This window comes from Pseudomonas sp. ICMP 561 (assembly GCF_002699985.1).
In the GTDB taxonomy this organism is placed as follows: Bacteria; Pseudomonadota; Gammaproteobacteria; order Pseudomonadales; family Pseudomonadaceae; genus Aquipseudomonas; species Aquipseudomonas quasicaspiana.
In genome coordinates this window covers 210,712-231,128 of sequence record NZ_LKBT01000003.1, presented here as the reverse complement: position 1 = coordinate 231,128, position 20,417 = coordinate 210,712, and the positions used below count along the sequence as shown (strand labels likewise).

General features: G+C 58.7%; 12 protein-coding genes. 5 read left to right on the top strand and 7 right to left on the bottom strand.

Features of this window, described 5'->3' with window-relative positions; genetic code table 11:
- Nucleotides 1–489 precede the first annotated feature (489 nt).
- Nucleotides 490–1,263, top strand: coding sequence for a response regulator transcription factor (locus AO242_RS04510; protein WP_099267839.1), 774 nt, complete (start codon nucleotides 490–492; stop codon nucleotides 1,261–1,263).
- A 10-nt stretch (nucleotides 1,264–1,273) separates the two neighbouring features.
- On the opposite strand, the gene pbpC is transcribed toward AO242_RS04510, so the two are convergent.
- On the bottom strand, nucleotides 1,274–3,598 hold the full coding sequence (gene pbpC / locus AO242_RS04505) for a peptidoglycan glycosyltransferase PbpC (RefSeq protein ID WP_099267847.1): 2,325 nt from the start codon (nucleotides 3,596–3,598) through the stop codon (nucleotides 1,274–1,276).
- A gap of 233 nt (nucleotides 3,599–3,831) precedes the next feature.
- On the opposite strand from pbpC, the gene AO242_RS04500 reads away from it, so the two are divergent.
- Nucleotides 3,832–4,125, top strand: coding sequence for a hypothetical protein (locus AO242_RS04500; RefSeq protein ID WP_027898425.1), 294 nt, complete (start codon nucleotides 3,832–3,834; stop codon nucleotides 4,123–4,125).
- Between the two features lie 109 nt (nucleotides 4,126–4,234).
- Here the strand turns inward: AO242_RS04500 and AO242_RS04495 are convergent, their stop codons facing one another.
- On the bottom strand, nucleotides 4,235–9,175 hold the full coding sequence (locus AO242_RS04495; protein WP_099267838.1) for an alpha-2-macroglobulin family protein: 4,941 nt from the start codon (nucleotides 9,173–9,175) through the stop codon (nucleotides 4,235–4,237).
- A gap of 832 nt (nucleotides 9,176–10,007) precedes the next feature.
- Between AO242_RS04495 and AO242_RS04490 the strand changes: the two genes are divergently transcribed.
- Nucleotides 10,008–11,366 (top strand): MATE family efflux transporter, encoded by a 1,359-nt coding sequence (locus AO242_RS04490; protein WP_099267837.1) that lies wholly within the window; start codon nucleotides 10,008–10,010, stop codon nucleotides 11,364–11,366.
- Here AO242_RS04490 and AO242_RS04485 read toward each other — a convergent pair.
- The 5 genes from AO242_RS04485 to AO242_RS04465 form a co-directional block, all read right to left on the bottom strand.
- Nucleotides 11,338–12,747: a contractile injection system protein, VgrG/Pvc8 family gene (locus AO242_RS04485; RefSeq protein WP_099267836.1), complete on the bottom strand. Its 1,410-nt coding sequence runs from the start codon at nucleotides 12,745–12,747 to the stop codon at nucleotides 11,338–11,340. The two genes, AO242_RS04490 and AO242_RS04485, sit on opposite strands and share 29 nt — an antisense overlap.
- A 362-nt stretch (nucleotides 12,748–13,109) precedes the next feature.
- A complete protein-coding gene (gene speA / locus AO242_RS04480; RefSeq protein ID WP_027901374.1) occupies nucleotides 13,110–15,023 on the bottom strand; it encodes an arginine decarboxylase in 1,914 nt (637 codons plus the stop codon).
- Nucleotides 15,024–15,169: 146 nt separating this feature from the next.
- On the bottom strand, nucleotides 15,170–15,541 hold the full coding sequence (locus tag AO242_RS04475; protein WP_027901373.1) for a translation initiation factor Sui1: 372 nt from the start codon (nucleotides 15,539–15,541) through the stop codon (nucleotides 15,170–15,172).
- A gap of 380 nt (nucleotides 15,542–15,921) precedes the next feature.
- The gene (locus AO242_RS04470) at nucleotides 15,922–16,458 is read right to left on the bottom strand and encodes an NUDIX hydrolase (RefSeq protein WP_099267835.1); all 537 of its coding nucleotides are present in this window, start codon (nucleotides 16,456–16,458) and stop codon (nucleotides 15,922–15,924) included.
- A 3-nt stretch (nucleotides 16,459–16,461) separates the two neighbouring features.
- Nucleotides 16,462–17,541: a DUF2333 family protein gene (locus tag AO242_RS04465; RefSeq protein WP_099267834.1), complete on the bottom strand. Its 1,080-nt coding sequence runs from the start codon at nucleotides 17,539–17,541 to the stop codon at nucleotides 16,462–16,464.
- 509 nt (nucleotides 17,542–18,050) lie between these two features.
- Between AO242_RS04465 and AO242_RS04460 the strand changes: the two genes are divergently transcribed.
- Both AO242_RS04460 and AO242_RS04455 read left to right on the top strand, forming a co-directional pair.
- Nucleotides 18,051–18,551 (top strand): BRO-N domain-containing protein, encoded by a 501-nt coding sequence (locus AO242_RS04460; RefSeq protein ID WP_099267833.1) that lies wholly within the window; start codon nucleotides 18,051–18,053, stop codon nucleotides 18,549–18,551.
- Between the two features lie 125 nt (nucleotides 18,552–18,676).
- Complete coding sequence (locus tag AO242_RS04455) at nucleotides 18,677–20,335, top strand: diguanylate cyclase (protein WP_099267832.1); 1,659 nt, start codon at nucleotides 18,677–18,679, stop codon at nucleotides 20,333–20,335.
- Nucleotides 20,336–20,417 lie beyond the last annotated feature (82 nt).

Here is a 20,417-nt window from a genome sequence, read left to right as displayed (position 1 = left end):
TGAGGGGCCGACAATAATGGCCCCTTTTTAAATAGGTATAAGAAGTAAGTACCTGCGACTTCAATGCGTTAAATCTTCCCGTGCTCGAAAAACGATTAAACGTCAAAAACTTTTTTAACGCTCAAATACCTCGACTGCAGACGGCAAACTTTCGGCTTCAATATCGCAATAGTGCGCTCCACACCGGGCCTGTAGGAGTGAGCTTGCTCGCGATCGCGTCAGTTCAGGCGATAAATTCTTCAACCAGAAAACCAAATCGCGAGCAAGCTCACTCCTACAGGGTCCGTGTTACCTAGAGGCATACGCATTCGCCAATGCCCCCAAAGAAGCCGCCCACTAGTCGCAAACAATGCTTAACACTATGTACATAACGCGAAAGTCTGACTACGGTAGTAAAGGTCTCAGGGAACACGTGACCTTAGATCGTATCGATAAAGCGTGAGTTTTGACTCTGACAACGCTTTGTATTTCGCAGACAGGGAGTAGCGCGTGAACATAAATTCTTCAGTGAAAGTACTAGTCGTCGACGACCAGCCTTCCGTTGTAAACGAGCTAAGCGGTTTTCTACAAAGCAACGGCTACGAATGCACTGGCAGTTATTCAAGCAAAGAAGCACTCGAACAATTTCGCAACGATCCTGCAATCGGCATCGTCCTTTGCGAGCTGAATATGCAAGCACCCGACGGCCTTGAGCTGGTTCAGGCACTCAAGCTGGCCGCCGGTAAAAAGCGGGTATTCGAAACCATCGTCCTGACCGTCAACGACGATAAGCAGGATGTGATCAAAGCGCTGCGTGCCGGCGTTGCTGATTACTTTCAGAAACCGGTGAATCTCCGGGAGGTGCTCGAAGGCGTCCAGCGCCAGGAAGCCGTGTTGCATGAGCGGCAAAAGAGCTACCGCCAACTGGGTGAACTCAACGAAAAGCTGCGGTTTCTTGCCGCTTCCATTGATGGTCTATACGAAGATCTGGACCAGCTCCGTCGTCCGCTACTGACCACTGCCAGTGCCGAGGAAGACGCCGAGAGCGAGATGGACCTGTCGATGCTCTTCGCGCCCCTCTCCCCTCGCCAGCAAGACGTAGCCAAGCTGGTCGCCAAAGGTCATACCAACTATCAGATCGGCTGCAAGCTGGGCATCACTGAGAACACCGTCAAACTGTACGTATCGCAGGTGCTGCGCCTGACCCACATGCATAACCGCACGCAACTGGCATTGGCCATGTCGCCGAGCGGGGCAAGTCGGCAACGGGACACGGCTCATTGATGTCTGTCGCTCAATCGACGGTATCAAACACAACCCGTGCAGTCTGACCGCTTTCATCCAGCACGCTTAGCTCATAACGACCGAGGCGTGTGAGGGTCGGGCTGAAATGGGCCTGATTGTCGGTGTCGGCCATCGGCACGCCATCGACAAACCACCAGCGACGACCACTGCCGCCCAAGGCGGAAAGATTCAGGCGCAGCGCCTGCCGACTGCCCGCCGGCAAACGTAGATGATCGCCCTCGCGAACGCCGACGATCGACAGGGGCGGTGCCAGATTCAGACCTTGAGGCGGGCATGTGGGATCGACTGCGGGCAAGCGCGCTTCCCTGCGTTCGTCACGCGCCAGCCAGGGTTCGAGGGCGGCGGGCCATAGAACCAGATCCTGCGCCTTCGCCTCTGGACAACCCGCCCCAACCCGCAGGCCCTGAGCATTGACCCAGATTTTTTCCTGCAGCCCCAATCCTAATGGTTGATCAATGGCCTGCAACGTTGGCGGCGTGGTGCCTTCCAGCGTCCAGGCAAACCGCTGCCTGCGACAGTTCGGATCGTTCTTGTTCATGGGCTGGCCCAACGGCCAACAGATCGCTGCCACGCCCACGCTCGACGGGACAGGCTGAATCGGCGCGGAGATACCTCGCTGACTGTCTCTATTGGCCAGCACGTCATGAACCTGCAACATCAAAGGTGCGGCCGAAGCCAGGCCAAACTGCCCCGGCACCGGCGTGCCGTCGGGACGACCGATCCACACCCCGACCAGAAAACGCGGCCCGACACCAATGGCCCAGGCATCACGAAAACCGTAACTGGTGCCGGTCTTCCAGGCCAGCTGTGGCCGCTGCACCAGTTCAGCGTGAGGATCAAGATCCGGGCGCGACTGGCCACTGAGTATCTTGCGAATAATCCACGCCGCGCCCGGTGACATCATGCGTCGTTCCCGCAGCGGAGCATCGGGTTGCAAGCGGATATCAGCGCTGCGCCCGCCCCGCGCGAATGCGCTGTAACCACCGACCAAGTCTTCCAGACGGCTACCAACGCCGCCGAGGATCATCGCCAGATTGGGTTCGGCCAGCGGCGGCAGGGTCAACGGCACGCCGCCGTTGCGCAACTCGGCGGCAAAGCGTTTCGGTCCGTAGGCTTCCAGTAGTTGTACCGCGGGCAAGTTGAGGGACATCGACAACGCTGAACTGGCCGCCACCGCCCCGCTGAACCCCGCCGCAAAGTTACCCGGCCGATAATCACCGTAATGGCGTGGCACGTCCTGCATCAGGGATTCGGAATGGATCAGCCCCGCATCCATCGACAGCCCGTACAGAAACGGTTTGAGAGTCGAACCTGGCGAACGCAGGGCGCTGATCATGTCCACATGGCCAAAACGTTTGGCATCGTTAATGTCCACCGAACCAACGTATGCGCGTACCGCCATGTTTTGCGCCTCGACCACGAGGATCGCCGCCGAGGTGCGCTCCGGCAATCGGGCACGCCAGCCCAGCAGTAAATCCTCAAGACGACGCTGTAGTCCGGCATCCAGCGTGGTGCGAATCAACGGCGGGCTGTCCGGACGGTTCAAACGCCGCGCCAGCAGTGGAGCGAGGCTTGGCTCCTGACGCGGGGCCAGCAGTAACGGCTCCTCCAGAGCCTCGTCGACTGCCCGTTGCGGCCAGACCTGAAATTGCGCCAGACGTTTGAGTACCTTGTCCCGTGCAACCTGCGCCCGTTGTGGATGACGATCAGGCCGCAGCCGACTCGGCGCTTGGGGCAACACCGCCAGCATCGCCGCTTCGGAGCGGGTCAATTGTTGCGGCGACTTGCCCAGATAGGCCCAACTGGCAGCGGCAACACCCTGCAAGGTGCCGCCAAACGGTGCGCGATTGAGGTAAATGGCCAGAATCTCATCCTTGGACAGGTGCCATTCCAGCTGCATCGTACGCCACAGTTGTCGCACCTTGCCGGGCAGGGTTCGCGCATGCGGGTCGAGCAACCGCGCGACCTGCATCGACAACGTGCTGCCGCCCGACACCACCCGCGCGCCCTTGAGGTTCTGCCACGTCGCCCGCACCAGCGAGAGCGGGTTGACCCCGGGATGGCTGTAAAACCAGCGATCTTCGTAAGTCAGCAATGCTTCGATGTAATACGGCGATACCTGGTTGATCGACACCGGATACCGCCACACACCGTCAGCATCGGCGAAACGCCAAAGCGGCGTCCCGTCTTCGGCCAGCACCACACGCGCCAGATCGTCCTTCGGTAATGGCAGCGGCCAGAGGCGGTCGGCGAGCCAGAGCAGGGTGATGATCAGCAGCACGGTGCACAGCAGCCAGCGCCCGGCACGACAGATCCCTGGTAGGAGCGAACTTGTTCGCGAGGGCGGTGAGTCAGTCGACGGAGATGTCGAACCCAACCACAGCTTCGCGAACAAGTTCGCTCCTACCGGAGCAGGTCTCTTTAGAAATCGTGACAATATTCCCGGTTTCAAGGCAAAACGCCCTTACACTCCACGGAACTCGCCGCGCCAATTGATAGCCAAAGCGAACAGTCGCCTTTTCCCATGACCTTCATCAGGACGCACATATGCAGGTAGAAAGCTTTTTCGAATGGCTGGGCCAGGCGCTCGGCGCGGTCATCCGCTTTATCGTCGATGGACTGGAATGGTTCTTCAATCTCTTCGCCAGCGCGGGCGGAAATTTTGTTGATGGGTTGTCCCGCACTTTGGGCATGGACACTTCACTGGTCAGCATCCTGGCGTTAATCGTCGGTTTACTGTTCCTGTACTCGGCGATCCGCGCCTTTATGCGCGCTTCAATCATCATGGGCATCATCTGGCTGGTGCTGGGCTTGTGGTTGCTGAGCTGGATTATTCATTGACAGAAAATTTGTTGGAGCGAGGCTTGCCCGCGAAGGCATTCCGCCAAACACCCAATTGGGTGCATGACACAACGCCTTCGCGGGCAAGCCTCGCTCCAACAGAAACCTCTTACTTACCCTTCACCACCATCTGCGCCGCCGCTTCACCCAGCGCCTGCCAGTTCGGCCGATACATCGACTCCACTTGCGGCGGCGGTACACGGTAGATACCCGGCGTTACGGCACGAGCCAGGTACAACAAGTGCACCGTGTTGTAGCCGTTCAAATCCAGCGCAGCAACGAAGCGGTCACCGCGGTATTCCTGATGTTTGATACCGGCATTCTCCATCGACTGACGCCACTCTTTCACGGACTCGCTGGCGTCTTCCAGGCTGGCAGCGCTTTGCGCCAGATTCTGGTTTTCCAGCTCAAGCCCGGCCGGGAGCAAATCCACAACCAGTGCGTCCGGCACCCGTTGCTGAGCTTTGACCTCGATGTGCACCAGCAATAGCTGGCCGCTTTTCAACGCGTTGAGGTTGGCAGGTTCGCCATCAAGGCCAAGGTACTCGCGACGAATACTGAGGTTCTCGCCTCCAGCCACCGGTGCCTGAGTCGGATAACCCGACAGCGTCAGTTGCTGATAAAGCGTCGCACTGCCCTGATTCTGTACCGACATCGGAGAAGCCAGCAGTGGCCCGTCAAGCTTCAAGCCCGGCTGCTCGTTACTCAGCTCGCGACTTTCAGCGCCCGCATGAAGCGTCGCAGTCCATTTACTTTCCGGCTTACCCAACAGATCGCGTCCCGCAAGGAACAGCGCATTGCGCTCCTGGGTGGACAGATAGCGGCTTGCGGCCACTTCATCGGCCAGGGCAAACAGGCGATGGTCGCGCTTGTCGGCAGCCAGATTGTTTTCCTCAAGCAGCGCCAGGATCAACGCCTGATCACGCAACGGACTGCCGTAATCAGCCAGCCATTCGTTGCCTTTGCGGCCTGCTGCCAGACCGGCCAGCATCGCTTGATCGGCACGCGGCTTGTCGCCCATCTTCTCCAGCGCTACCGACAGCTGCACCAGCGGTAAACCAGAGCGGGCATCGGTTCGACGATCAAACAGACTGCGCAAGGCGCCCAGAGGAGCTTGCTGACTGCGGGACAACACCAGTCCCGCGTAGGCCTGCACGGCAAAACGTGTGTGCTCGGCGTTCTGGCTGTAGCTGACTTCGATCTGATTGCGCTCTTGCAGATAACGCAGCAAGCGCTCGTTGGCTTTTTTCAGCGCATCAGGCGGCACCGCAAAACCCTGATCACGGGCACGCAGCAGGAAGTCGGTGACGTAAGCCGTCAGCCAGTATTCTTCCTCACCATCAGCGTTCCACAACCCGAAGCTGCCGTTATGGCGCTGCATGCCAAGCAGCCGCTCGATGCCCAGCTCGACTTTGCGCTTGCGCACTGGATCGGTTTCGCCTTTGATGCCCAGGCGCTTGAGGGTGGCTGCATCCGCATACAGCGATGGATAAAGCCCGCTGGCGGTCTGTTCGAGGCAGCCATAAGGGTAGGCTTCCAGGGCGCGAATCTGCTCACCCAGATTGAGCGGCGGACGGCTCGACACTGACAGCATAGCTTCGCGACCGGCAGGTTCGAACGCATCAAGCGCGCCTTCAGGCAGGTTCCACGGCTGCTCGTTCAGCGTTGTTCGGTAATGCTTGAGCATCGCCGGGTAAACCGGACGCACGCCGATAGTCCACTCGCGAGAGAACGGCGGCAGATTTTCGCCCGGTAACACCAAGCCGTTTACCACGACTTTGAACTTGCCCTGCCCCAGCCCGCCCTCGGCGCGCACCGGAATGCGTAACGTTGTACGTTGACCCTGGGCCAGTTGCACGCTCTGGCTGAGCGCGCCATTGGCGAGGCTCAACTGACCTTCAGCGGTGGCTTGCACCGTGAGCTTCTGCGCCTGACCGGACAGATTCGAGAGGTCCAGCGCTACCGTAGTCTGATCACCACCGGCAAGGAAACGCGGTGCCGACAGCTCGGCAATAATCGGTGCGGCCACCACGGTTTTCGCTTCGGCCATGCCATAGCGCTCACCGGTCCAGGCCTGCGCCATGATGCGCAACTCACCGTTGAAGTCCGGGATGTCGACGCTGACTTCACCTTCGCCCTGCTCGTTGAGCGTCACTGGCGCGCTTTGCAGAGCCACGATCGTCACCGAGGTATCAGGACGCTTGCCGCCCTTCGCCAGGGCGTCACCACCGAAGGCCAGACTTGCCAGGCGGTTGCGACCGGCTTCGATCAGTTGCCCGTAAACATCCAGTTGATCCGCACCGTACTCTTTGCGACCAAACAGACTGGCGAATGGATCCGGCGTGGCGTAACGGGTGATATTGAGGATGCCCACGTCCACCGCAGACACCAGCACGTGGACTTCTTTCGGCACGCTGCCATCGGCATTTTTCGCCGCAACCTTGAGTTTCAATGGCTGTTTGGGACGCATTTTTTCCGGAGCAGTCACGGTCAGCGCCAGCTTGCGTGGCGAGCGATCCAGCGGCAGATGCAGCACGCCGACGGCACGTTTAGGCGTGACGTTGGCCTTGCGCTCACCGGGACGAACCACCAGTGCACTCACGTACAAATCATGCCGCGCCCATTGCTTGTCCAGCGGCACTTCGAAAGTCTTGCCCTCGGCAGGCACCTCTATCTCCTGCCACCACAACGGCCCGTCGCTGGACTCAACCAACAAGTAGCCTTTGCCTGCTGCAGGCGGCGTGACCGTTACTTTGGCCGTATCGCCATCGTTGTAACCCGGTTTATCCAGCGCCAGCTTGACCTGATCGGGACGCACCGCACCGCCTTCAGCGTTATCCTGCCAGCGATAACCCGCCCAGAAACGCAGGCTGCTGATCAAGCCGGTTTGAGGATCTTCGACTTCAACCCGGTACGGGCCCCATTCCACCGGGAACGTGACCTTTGCGGTTGAGCCCTGCTTGATGTTGATGGTTTCTTCGTTGAGGTTGAGGAATTTCTCGTTGAAGTGATAACTCCAGCCTTCGCTGTCCGAGTAGTTCCAGTAGTAGTCGCGACGCTCACGAACCAGCCGGACTTTGACGTTCTCGGCGGCCAGCTTGTTACCTGCGTAGTCGGCGACCAGTACTTCGAACTCAACCGGGCCATCGCCATCGGTCTGGGGCATGCCGCTGGCTTCATCGTATTCATCGTCGCTGCCCGGATTGCTGCCGAACAATGGGCGCAGGCCTGGCATCTGCTCCGCAGGCCACACCGGCTGCACCAGACGCCGAGTGATCGGGCGTCCACCGGACTCTTGCAGGCTGGCTTGCAGGATCAACTGCACCGGCGATTTCGCGTTCGACCATGTGCTTTCAACATCCAGGCTCAGCTTGCCCTGTGCGTCCAGGGTGCTGGCTTCGATCTCCAGATCCTGCTTGAGCTCCGGCTCGGTAATCGAACCAAACTGATAACCCGGCAAGCCCGGCACCGCGTCACGCAACGGCCTCACATAGAGCAAACCGGTCAGGTTATTGCCAGACGCCGGAGCGCCGTAGAGGTAACGACCAGTGATATCGAAAACCGCGTTGTCGGTCGTTGCGATGGGTGTTTCACTGCCTTTGATTTCCAGCGCCAGTCGTTCAGGCAGGAAATCTTCGACCTGAAACTCATACAGCTGGGGCTTGCCGTCACCCAGGTCGAACACCAGCTGCCAGCGCCCTGTAGGTGCCTCGTCTGCCAGTTGCAGCTGATATTGATACAGGCCGGACTTGTCTGCTTCCCAGACAAACTTGCGACTGACTTGCTCATCCGGTCGACGCACTTCGACGGTAATCGGTTGAGGTTTTACGTCTTTGCCGTCGTTATCGCGCAGCAAGCCGTTAAGCAGCACGGTTTCCCCCGGGCGATACAGGTCCCGTGGGCCAAAGATGAAAAACTGCAACGGGTGGGCTTGCGGCCCGGTGATGTCGAACTCGGCCAGATCCAGCGCCGAGCTGTCCAGACGCAACATGCTGGTCTGCTCGTCTTTATGCGCCAGCAGCACGGCAGCCTTGGCCGGCAGCGGTAATTCGGCATGGCCGGCGGAGTCGGTTTTCGCCTGACCCACAACTTTGCCATTGCTGTCGTAAAGCTCCAGCTCTACTCCGCTCAGGGCTTTGCCGCCCTCCAGCGCTTGGGTGAACGCATCCAGACGGTTGGCGTAGCGATGCACCGACAAACCGATGTCGCTGAGGGTGAACAGGGTGGCGGGGTTGGCGTAGGTGTAAGTGCCAGAAGCGCGCATCACCGCCAGATAAACCCCTGGGCCTTGCAGCGCTTTGATCCCGGCAATCGGCAACAACAGGGTTTCCCGGGTGTTGCGCGCCGGGTTAAGGTCGAAGCGGCCTTCGTAAACCAGATCGGCCTTGTCCAATAGCTCTTTGGATTCGTAATACTCGATGCTCGACCCGCCGCGCCAGCTACTGAGAAAGGCTGGCAACGCATCGGGCTTGACCCGGAAGAACTCGACATTGACCTTGTCGACGTTCAGCGCGATGACCGGCAAACCCTCAGCCAGGCGAGTCGGCAACAGGCTGCCACGGCTGGCGAAACCGACGGTCGGTTGCAGGTCGGCGGTCTCCAGGCGGCTGATGAATTCCGCTGCGAGTTTCGCCTTGTTGACGCCGACGAGACCGGCATCAATGGTCAGAACCAGTTTGCGCTTGGGTTCCAGATGCCGCAGACGCAGTTCCATGAGGTTGTCGGACAGCTCCCATGCGCCGTCGACCTTGCCATTCTTGCTGTCCACCAGATGCAGTTTTTCAGCGAACTTCTGCTCTGGGTCCAGTGGCACGGAAAAGCTCACCGACAAGGTGCTCGCTCCGTCCACCTGAATCTCCGAAACGTCCACGACGGTCAGGTCGCGGCCCTCGTAACGTTTGCTCAACGCGGGAAGGTCCACCGCTGGCTTGGGCTTACTCGACTCCACCGCGACAGGCTGTGAAGCCGGGGCAGGTTTGTCCGGAGCAGAAGAATCACAGGCGCTCAGCAGCACAAGCGCGCAAGCCAGAAACAGTCCTTTGTTAAACATGGGGCACTCATCGGGGCAGGTTGAGAGAGGGTAACTATATAGCAGGCAAATGACCGCAGAGGTCAGAGCGCGAGAATAGACAGCCGGTTTGAGACTTTGTTCTCAGGGGCTGCGTAGGAAAAGAGCATAGAGATTGTAGGGCCGCAGGCTTAAGTGTGGGACGGTACTTGCCTGCGAGAGGGTTGGTGCCGTGTCAGGCAGGAGGCAACTTGTTGGCGAGAGGGTTTACGCGGTGAATCAGGCATGACGCCGTGTCAGGTAGGAGGCAACTTGTTGGCGAGAGGGCTTACGCGGTGAATCAGGCATGACGCCGTGTCAGGTAGGAGGCAACTTGTTGGCGAAAGGGTTTACGCAGTGAATCAGGCATGACGCTGTGTCAGGTAGGAGGCAACTTGTTGGCGAAGGGTTTACGCGGTGAATCAGGCATGACGCCGTGTCAGGCAGGAGGCAACTTGTTGCCGAAGGGTTTACGCAGTGAATCAGGCATGACGCCGTGTCAGGTAGGAGGCAACTTGTTCGCGAAGGGTTTACGCGGTGAATCAGGCATGACGCTGTGTCAGGTAGGAGGCAACTTGTTGGCGAAGGGTTTACGCGGTGAATCAGGCATGACGCCGTGTCAGGCAGGAGGCAACTTGTTGGCGAAAGGGCTTACGCGGTGAATCAGGCATGACGCCGTGTCAGGTAGGAGGCAACTTGTTGCCGAAGGGTTTACGCAGTGAATCAGGCATGACGCCTCGCGAACAAGTTCGCTCCTACCGGTTGGTGCTGTGTCACTCAACCACCTTTTGGGGTTCGGTTCACTCTACAATGCCCGCCTTGTCCGGGAGCTTTCATGTCAAACCTGCTCAACGACTGGCGCGACCGCGCGACCCATCGCAACGTCTGGGCGCTGGCCGCACCGATGATTCTGTCGAATATCTCCGTACCGCTGGTGGCGCTTGTCGACAGCGCGGTAATTGGCCATCTGCCCCATGCCCATCAACTGGGTGCCGTGGCCGTGGGTGCGACGCTGTACACCTTTCTCGCCTGGAGCATGGGCTTCCTGCGCATGGGCACTACCGGCTTTGCCTCCCAGGCTGCCGGGCGCAATGACGGTTCGGCGTTACGTCAGATCCTGCTGCAAGGCCTGTTGCTGGCGATGGGGCTGGCGCTATTGCTCGGCGTGATTGGCCTGCCGTTCAGCCACCTGGCTCTGAGCCTGATGCAGCCATCCGCCGACCTGCAACAACTGACTGAAGCGTTCTTCCACACCCGGCTTCTGGGCTTGCCCGCCGCCCTGGCTGGTTACGCACTGGTCGGCTGGTTTCTAGGCACACAGAATGCTCGCGCACCATTGATGATTCTGTTGACCACCAACCTGGTCAACATCGCCCTGAACCTGTGGTTCGTACTTGGGCTGGACTGGGGCGTAGTCGGTTCGGCCCGTGCTTCGGTCGTAGCCGAGTGGACCGGCGCGCTGCTCGGCCTGGCACTGACCCGGAAAACCCTGCTCGCCTGGCCGGGCCAGGTGCTGTGGCCCGCCCTCAAGCGCTGGGAAAACTGGCGGCCATTACTGTCCGTGAACCGCGATATCTTCATCCGCAGCCTGGTGCTGCAATCGGTGTTTTTTCTGATTACTGTCCAGGGCGCACGGCTTGGCGATGCCACGGTGGCCGCCAATGCGCTGCTGCTCAACGGCCTGCTGCTGACCGCACACGCGCTGGACGGGCTGGCCCATGCAGTTGAGGCGCTGTGCGGGCACGCCATCGGGGCCAAAAACAAGCTCGCATTGCGCCGCTCGCTGACGGTCGCCGGAGGTTGGTCGTTGATCGCCAGCGTGGCGTTCGCGTTGCTGTTCATGGTCGCAGGCCATCTGTTCATAAGCCTGCAGACCGACATCGTTGAAGTACGCGAGACAGCGTTTATCTACTTGCCCTATCTGGCCGCGCTGCCACTGCTGGCGGTCTGGAGCTACCTGCTCGACGGCTTGTTCATTGGTGCGACCCGCGCCCGTGAAATGCGCAACACCATGCTGGTCAATATGCTGCTGGTTGCACCTTTTGCCTATGGGCTGCAAAGCTTCGGCAACCATGGCCTGTGGCTGACCCTGCTGCTCTTCATGCTGCTGCGGACGCTGACCCTGGGGTTCGTGACTTGGCAATTGAGCAAGCGCGGGGCCTGGTTCAGCGCTCCGGATCAGCATCAGGCCTGACCCCGGCGGTCAGCAGAATTTGCGGGCTGCTCAGCTTTACCCCTGCGCCGTCGATGCTCAGCGTACTGTCGCCGACGGTGAAGGACAATTCGCAGCCTTGCTGATAGCTGATCCGCGAGCCGCCTTCGATCTGGATCCATGACCTGTCACCTACAGTGGTCATGGGCCCCAGATTCACCTCAAGCTTTTCAGGCGGCGATGACGCTTGCGGTGGATCGGCGATGGCATCCGTGGATTGCCACACGCAGGCGCTGATCAGTGGCCGATCCATATCACCCTCGATAAAACTCACCACCACCGGCATGCCGCCACGCAAGGTCTTGCTCAGATGCGCAGCCACCGGCAACCAACAGTCACCGCCCTCACCGCCCTGCCCTGGATAGCTCCAGTCAAATTGCACATTGACCCGTCCTTTGGAGTCAGCGCTGACAAGCTCATCTGCCGCGCCGATGACATAAGCGCACTGGACCGCCGCAACACAGGCTCGCGGCAGAGGCGGCGGTTTGAAACCCGACTCCCACGGCGCGACCTGAAAATGATTGATGTACATCCCCTTCTGGACGGTGGTCACGCTGCTCAGTTGCCGGGGATCAAAGCCGCGGTGCACCACGCCCGTCACCAGCCACAGATGATTCAGTTCTTCCTGCGGCAGCCCCATGAGCGGTAGCAAGTGTCCTGCCGAAACAAAGGGCAGCGTGCTTTCACCTTCGCCCTTCTGGCGCGTGCGATCCGATTGCTCGCCACCTTCCGTCACTGCAAAACGGATAACGCCAGCCTGCATTGGCACCTGCTGATAGTTGGCTGTCGAGGTACGACGAAACACCCGCAAGCCATCGCCAAAGACCAGCTCATGGCCTTTTCTGGAATGGTGAAAATGGTAGTGAATGCCCTCTTCCGCGCATAACCGCTGCAGCAGTTGCAAATCGGATTCCCGGTACTGCGCGCAGAAGTCGCGTTTTCGGTACTCGGCCCGCAGATCAAAGCGATAGCTGTCTTCGCGCATGCCATGTTCCATCAGCAAACGACTGATGATCTGTGGGGTACTCATTTGCTGAAACACCCGCGGCGTATAACGCTGGCCCAGACACGCAAGGCGAGGCCCGATGGACAGGCGGTAACACGCGGGACCCGGTTTGAAGTGGCTGCGCATGACACTGTGAATCTGCCCGTGCACACCGGTTTTGTCGTCTTGAAAACTCAAGAAGGCGGCGCGATACATCAGGCTCTGCTGATCCAGATACGGTTCGTCGATCAGCACTTCCAGCTCAAAGACAAAGGGCTCGCTGATAGCCTCCGTACCGGTGAACGACAGCACCTGCAACCGCCGAAACAGAGGGGCGATATCCAGATTGAAGTGATGGGCGACAGCGGGGCCAGACATGGACGGGTTCTCTACAGGGACGCGGCCGTGGATTCTGGCCGAGAAGACACCCTGGGTAGAGAGCGAAAAGAAGAATAGGACGTTGCCTACAGAAGAATAGGAAAGTGGAGCAGATGGCGGAGACGTCGTAGGACCGGCTTTAGCCGGGAGGGCATTATTTCTGGCGAAGATAACCGTGCGAATGTAACGGCCCCCTCCCGGCTAAAGCCGGTCCTACGGATGAACGCAAAATCCAGCCCCGTAGGAGCGGCTTCAGCCGCGAGAGCGCCGATGTATACACCGCATAGCCTTCGTCAGGAACATCGCCCTCCCGGCTAAAGCCGGTCCTACGGTTATGCCCGTAGGACCATCGCTTTACACCATCAAGAAGATAGGTAAGAAGACCGCGTCAGCCCCAACCGCAAAGCATCCAGGAAGTACGTGCGTTCACGCGGGGTGATTTTGGCGCTGGCGACTTTGTCCCGGTAATGGGTCATCAGTTCTTCCGGCGACAAGTGCACGTAGCGCAGCATGTCTTCGATGGTGTCGTGAGTCTCGATGCCAGCGGAATACACACTGCCATCCGGATTCTGATAGATGTTCACCGAGTCGGTATCACCGAACAGGTTGTGCATGTCGCCCAGGATTTCCTGATACGCGCCGACCAGGAACACACCCAGCAAATAGTCTTCGCCTTCGTTCAGGCCATGCACCGGCAGGCTGGTTTCGATGCTCTGTTCGTCCACGTACTGATTGATCTTGCCATCAGAGTCGCAGGTCAGGTCTTGCAGCACAGCACGACGCAGCGGTTCTTCGTTCAGGCGGTGCAGCGGAATAATCGGCAGCACCTGATCGATGGCCCAGGTATCCGGCAGACTCTGGAATACCGAGAAGTTACAGATGTACTTGTCGGCCAGCTTGTCGTTGAGTTCGTCCAGCACCTGACGATGGGAGCGTTGACGCGCTTTCAGCGAGTTGTGCAGGCGACGGCAAACGGCGAAGTAGCACTGCTCACCCAAAGCTTTTTGCGGCAGGGATATCTTGCCATCGGCGTACTGGGTCGCGATGTCACTCATGTAGTGAGTGGCGCGCCAGTAGGTTTCGGTGACCATTTCGATATCGGTCGGGCCGAGCAGATCGACCAGCCATTGCAGGGTTTCCGGCAGGCTTTCCTTGTCTTCGATCACCGGGACTTCGTCGTTGTGTTTCTCGACGTCGGTGACCTGAATGACCAGCATGGCGTGGTGTGCAGTCAGCGAGCGGCCGCTTTCCGAGAAGATGTGCGGGTGCGGCAGGCCCTGCGCGTCGCAGAACTCTTTAAGCATGCCCACGACAACACCGGCGTAATCGTCCATGTCGTAGTTGATGGAACTGGCGTTGCGCGAGTGAGTACCGTCGTAATCGACGCCCAGACCGCCGCCCACGTCGATGTGATCCACCGGCAGGCCGAGGTTGCGCAGTTCGCCATAGTAGCGAATCGCTTCCTTGAAACCGTGCTGATAGTCAGCAAGGTTGGCGATCTGCGAACCCATATGGAAGTGCAGCAACCGGATGCCCTGATCCAGACCCGCTTTGCGGAAGCGATCAACGACCGACAGCAACTGTGCAGCGGACAGACCGAACTTGGATTTTTCACCACCGGTATCGGCCCATTTGCTGGAAGCCAGGGACGACAGACGAACACGCAAGCCCACCTGCGGCGCGACTTTTAGCTCGGCGGCTTCCTCGATCACCAGTTCAACTTCGGATTCTTTCTCAATCACGATGAACACGTTGTGGCCCAGCTTCTGGCCCATCAGCGCCAGACGGATGAACTCACGGTCCTTATAACCGTTGCAGACGATGGTGCCGCCTTTCGGAGCCAGTGCCAGCACCGCCATCAGCTCCGGCTTGGAACCGGCTTCCAGACCGATGGACACGTTCTGGGTGGCGATGATGTTTTCAACCACTGCCTCCTGCTGGTTCACCTTGATCGGGTACAGCGCGGTGTACTGGCTCTGGTACTCCAGACGCGCAATATTGGCGTCGAACGCGCCGGTCAGCTGACGTACGCGGTCTTGCAGAATATCGGGAAAACGCACCAGCAACGGCAGGCTCAGCCCGCTCTTGCGCAAGTGGTCGACCTGCTCGTAAAGATCGATAGGCGAACTGCCCGGCCCGTTCGGACGAACTTCTACACGACCCGCTTCATTGATCGCGAAATAACCAGCGCCCCAATGGCGGATCCCGTAGACGCTGCGGCTGTCCGCAACGGTCCATTGGCTGCCATCGTCTTTACGTGTGCGTCGTACGGACATCGAAGTCCCCTATAAAAAAGTCAGGTAGCGCCAGCCATAGACAGGCTGGGCGCAGTGTAAAGAGTGCAAGTGACGGTTTGGTGCCAGGCACTGATGGAGAATAGACCCGCGATGCAAGCCAGAGTTTGCATGCGTCCGCCGTGCCATCAGCCGCCGGATTTCTTCGCCTTGAAGCCCTGCTTGATCAGCTCGGCCAGCAGCAGTTCGACGTGATCGCCCTGAATCTCGATCACCCCGTCCTTGAGCGCTCCGCCGGTGCCGCATCGTTGCTTGAGGGTTTTGGCCAGATCCTTGAGGCCGTCTTCAGGCAATGGCACGCCGGTGATAGTCGTCACTGTTTTACCGCCACGGCCTTTGCTTTCGCGGCGCACACGGGCGATACCATCCCCTTCGGGAATAAGCGTCTGTTTGCAGATGCAGGCATCAACGGGCTGACGACAGTCGGGACAATGCCGTCCCGCGTCGGTGGAAAATACCAGGCCACCCAGGGCGGCGAAGGATGAGGCTTTTTTAGCCACCGCAAATCCTCTTGTTGAGGACTGAAGATTGGTCGACATCCATAAAGGGTCGGCCGCGAAGCCCCACTCAGGCAGGGGCAGCGCAGCTGGACGGAAAACCCCGGCCAGCTTGAAAAGGTCGCGCAGTGTAACGGCAAAAAGCCCCGTTGCTAAGGGCCAATGTGCGCCAATTCACTCAACATTTGCGACGTGGCCGTCAACTCGCCGCCTTGGAAATGACTGTGTTTTGTCTGAGATTCTATGTGACATGAGCCGACGTTATCGCGAGCAAGCTCACTCCTACAGGTGTTTGTGGTCGTCTGTAGGAGTGAGCTTGCTCGCGATAGCGTTGGTTCAAGCACAAAGAAATATCCAGGCAGACATAGAATCTTGCGCAGGAACTACAGACCACTCTCGAGATACCGCTTCAACGCCGCCACCGAGTCCGGGCAATACGGCTTTTGTTCGGCTTCGCGCAGGGCTTCATCCACAGGAATGAAATGCGCCTCCAGCACCTCTTCGGGCTGCAACGTCAAAGGCCCGTCCCAGACCGCCGAGAACACCGCGCACCAGAGCCGGTTGCCCGGTTGGTCGAAGAAAAAATGCTCATGTTCGGTAAGAGGCACGCCACTGACGCCCAATTCCTCGGCCAGCTCCCGTGCAGCTGACTCGGCGTAGCTCTCGTCTGCTTGCACCATACCGCCTGCCGCCACATCCCAGTAGCCGGGATAAATGGCCTTGCTCAGGGTACGGCGATGCACGCACAACTCGCCTGCGGAATTGAACAGCAGAATATAAGTGCCACGCCCGATCAGACCGGCTTCACGCAAATGCGAGCGGACCATGCCCCCGAGCGGCTGATCCAGCTCGTCAACCCAGGCGATCAGCTCAGCGTCCGAGGCGGCGCGGTGCGCAGCCTCGGTGGATGAGAACGACATCGATCAGCCCTGCGACAGCAGTTGACGAAGGTCGATCACAGCGGCGTTAGCGCGGGAAATATAGTTGGCCATGACCAGCGAGTGGTTAGACAACACACCGAACGCGCTCCCGTTGAGCACCATCGGACTCCACAGCGGTTCTTGGGAAGCTTCCAGCTCACGAATGATCTGACGCACGCTGACGGTGGCGTTCTTTTTGGCCAGCACATCGGCAAAATCAACTTCGATGGCGCGCAGCAAGTGCGACAGCGCCCAAGCCTGACCGCGTGCTTCGTAGAACACGTCGTCGATTTTCAGCCATGGCGTCTCAACGATTTCTTCGTCAACCTGCGGCACTTCGCCCGGCTTCACGGCAACCATTGCTTCGGTCTTCAAGGTGCTGTTGAGTTTCACACGGCCAACGCTGGCCGAAAGACGCTGCGACAGCGAACCCAGACGGGTGTTGACGTCGCCCAGCCAGTTGCTGAGGTTGTCAGCGCGCGCATAAAACAGCGCAGTTTTTGAATTAGGGTCGGACAGACGCGCTTCGTAACGATTCAGTGCCGCAATACCTTCGCGGTACTGAGACTCACTGGAAGGCAGAATCCAGCTGTTGTTGCTGAAGTTGAACAGCGGCTCAGCGCGGGCCAGATCACCGTCTTCAGCGGATTGCGACTGCGAACGAGAAAAATCCTTACGCATGGCACGGCTCAAGTCCCGCACCTGGAACATCACGCCGTATTCCCAGCTAGGAATATTGTCCAGCCACAGACCAGGTGGGAAGCGGTCGTTGGACAGGTAACCGCCACGCTTTTCAAGCAGAGTGTTTACAACGGTTTTAAGGGTTTCGACAGTGGTGTAGCCAATCACCATCTGCTTGCCTTCACGCTCGGCCGCAGCCTGAGCATTTTGCTGGACGGGGAACAACGCCGGTTCACTGCTCCAGTACCAACCGATCAGCAACGTGACCACCAGGTAAATCGCAACCAAGGCACCCAGCGCACGGCTGTAAAACAGCCCGCCCAGGTAACCACGGCGCTTGACCGAAGCCGGTTCATCGACGCGCTCTTTCGCGCTGCCTGCGCGGTTCTTCCAATCCAGCATGGCTATGTCCTTTCAATCACGGGGTTCAGTGCTCTGACCGCAACCTTACAGCAAGGTGCCTTTTGCAGGTATGTCAGGGTGGGAGGTTTTGTTGAGGATGGTCACCCAGCAAATGCAAAATCTGTAGGAGCTGCCGAAGGCTGCGAACGCAATCCTCCTGAAACACCGCCATCGCAGCCTTCGGCAGCTCCTACAGGGGTTGGTGTTGTTGCCTATGAAACAACCACAACAAAAGCAGAAATGTCCTACAGCATCGGCCATTGACCCAAAACGGCTGCTCTTTGATCATTCCGGCCCTGAGCCTAAGAACTCACAATCCGTACACCCGCCACGATAGACAGCGGTTTTTTTGCGCCTGCGCTAAGGTCACTTAGCGCAGCCGTTTAATGCGTCTGTTCGTCTGTCATGTCGGGAGTCGGCTAATAAAAGACCCTCCGGGGGAATATGCCGGCACTAGATTGGGTGTTCTTAGCTCCCGACGCCTTCAGCTAATAACAAGGACAGACAGCATGGACACGCCTTTCGAACCCCTACGCTTCACCCATCAGAAACGTCACCTGCATGCCCTGATCATGGAGCAGCAAGCCTGGTTCTGCGCCCGTGACCTGGGCCGCTTGATGGGCCTGTTTCTTGAGAACCGTCTGGTTCGCAAGCTCGACCCCGACCAGCGCTGCACCCTGAACCTGAATTACTACGATGAGGCCCAAGAAATGCTCATGGTCAGCGAGTCTGCCGCGTATGCCTTGCTGGTCCACCACCATCACCCGGCCAACAGCCAGTTGCGCCAGTGGATCACCCACGAAGTCATGCCCGCCCTGTTCGTCGCGCGCCTTCATTCACACCACAACAGCCCGACACCCGCGCGACTGGAATGGCAAGATGGCGAGCTAAGCGTTATTCATTGGCAGAATGAGCCGTGGATCAGGCTGCGGGATATGCCAAGTCTGCTGCCGGGGCGAGAAGCATTGCCTGCAAAAACCGAGAAATGGAGCGCCACAACCGGGCGTTGAGGGGCAAAAACCGTCCAGTCATCTAAATGTTGCCAACTATTTGACTTGGGGTACGTGCTAGGCGGAAAGTAGGTGGTAGCATAGCGCCAGCAGTGATCTATCAGAGAACACACACGTAGCCCGATATGACCGAGCCAGCAGATCCAAATCGCGATCGTCTCAAACATCACTTCGCTCAGCGCGTCATTCATCAGGCACGTCAGATTCTTGAGGCTTGGCAGCGACTGCAGCAGGGCGAGTGGTCTGCGACAGATATGGCGGAATTTCAGGATGCCAATCAGCGTCTGCTGCGTTTTGCCGAGCGTTTTGAGCAAATCGAGCATATCGAGCTGGCGCAAGCCATCAATGCGTCGCTGGAAGCGGTCGAAGCGAATCGTGGACGGTTAACCAGCAACCTGATTACTGAACTCAACAGTTTGATGCAGCGGCTGTCCCGCACAGGTCTGCGTCATGGCGATCGTTTCGAGCAAACCTCGCTACCGCCGTTGCGCAAGCCTATCTATATTGCCTTGCAGGATTTCGAACGAGCCGAGCGCTTGAGCAAGCAGTTGGACTTTTTTGGGCTGTACGCTCAGGCGCTGGACGGTCTAAGTGATTTCCAGACAGCCATGGCTCATCGTCATCCCTCTGCCATCGTGATCGATGTGGATTTCTGCGGCCCAGGCGAAGGCCTGAAACTGGCGGCAGGTGTGCAGCAGGGGCTTGAACAGAAACTGCCGCTGATTTTTTTCAGTCATCACGAAACGGATACCCCGACACGTCTGGCCGCTGTGCGTGCGGGTGGCGAGGAGTTTCTGACCGGTACGCTGGAAGCTTCTAGCCTGCTGGAGAAAATCGAAATCCTCACCTGCGTGGCGCAGTACGAGCCTTACAAGGTGCTGATTATTGATGACTCCCGCGCCCAGGCTTTGCATACCGAGCGCCTGCTCAACAGTGCCGGGATCGTGACCCGTACATTGCTTGACCCGATCCAGGCCATGGCTGAACTCGCTGACTTCCAGCCGGACCTGATCATCCTCGATATGTACATGCCGGGCTGTACGGGTACCGAACTGGCCAAAGTGATCCGCCATAACGACCGCTATGTCAGTGTGCCAATCATTTATCTGTCTGCTGAAGATGATCTGGACAAGCAGCTGGATGCCATGAGCGAAGGCGGCGATGACTTCCTGACCAAGCCAATCAAGCCGCGCCACCTGATTACCACCGTGCGCAACCGTGCTGCGCGGGCGCGCAATCTCAAGGCACGCATGGTTCGGGACAGCCTGACCGGCCTGTATAACCACACCCATATTCTGCAATTGCTGGAAGACTGCTGCTTCCGTGCCCGTCGGGAAAATCAGCGGCTGTGCTTCGCGATGCTGGATATTGACCACTTCAAAAAGGTCAACGACAGCCATGGGCATCCCATGGGCGACCGGGTGATCAAGAGCCTGGCGTTGTTCCTCAAACAGCGACTGCGCAAGACCGACTACATTGGCCGTTATGGCGGAGAAGAATTCGCCATCGTGATGCCTGACACGGATATCCAGAGCGCCCACTTCACGCTGGATGAAATCCGCCGTCGCTTTGCCGAAATCCATTACCCCGCGCAACCGGCTGATCTGTTCTGCACCTTCAGCGCTGGCGTTGTGGAAATGGGCGACAAGGACGACAGCCTGCTGCTGGCCTCTCGCGCCGACGAAGCGCTGTACCGGGCCAAGCATGCCGGCCGTAATCACGTGTTCCTGGAATATGACGCGAAGCAGAGCTCGATGCTGCTGAGCGTGGCTGACAAGGCCTGAGTTCTTTAACGGGCGAGCGCAAGACTGGTAGGACCGAATTCATTCGGGAAGACGGTATTCCTGACGACAAACTTTATGCGGA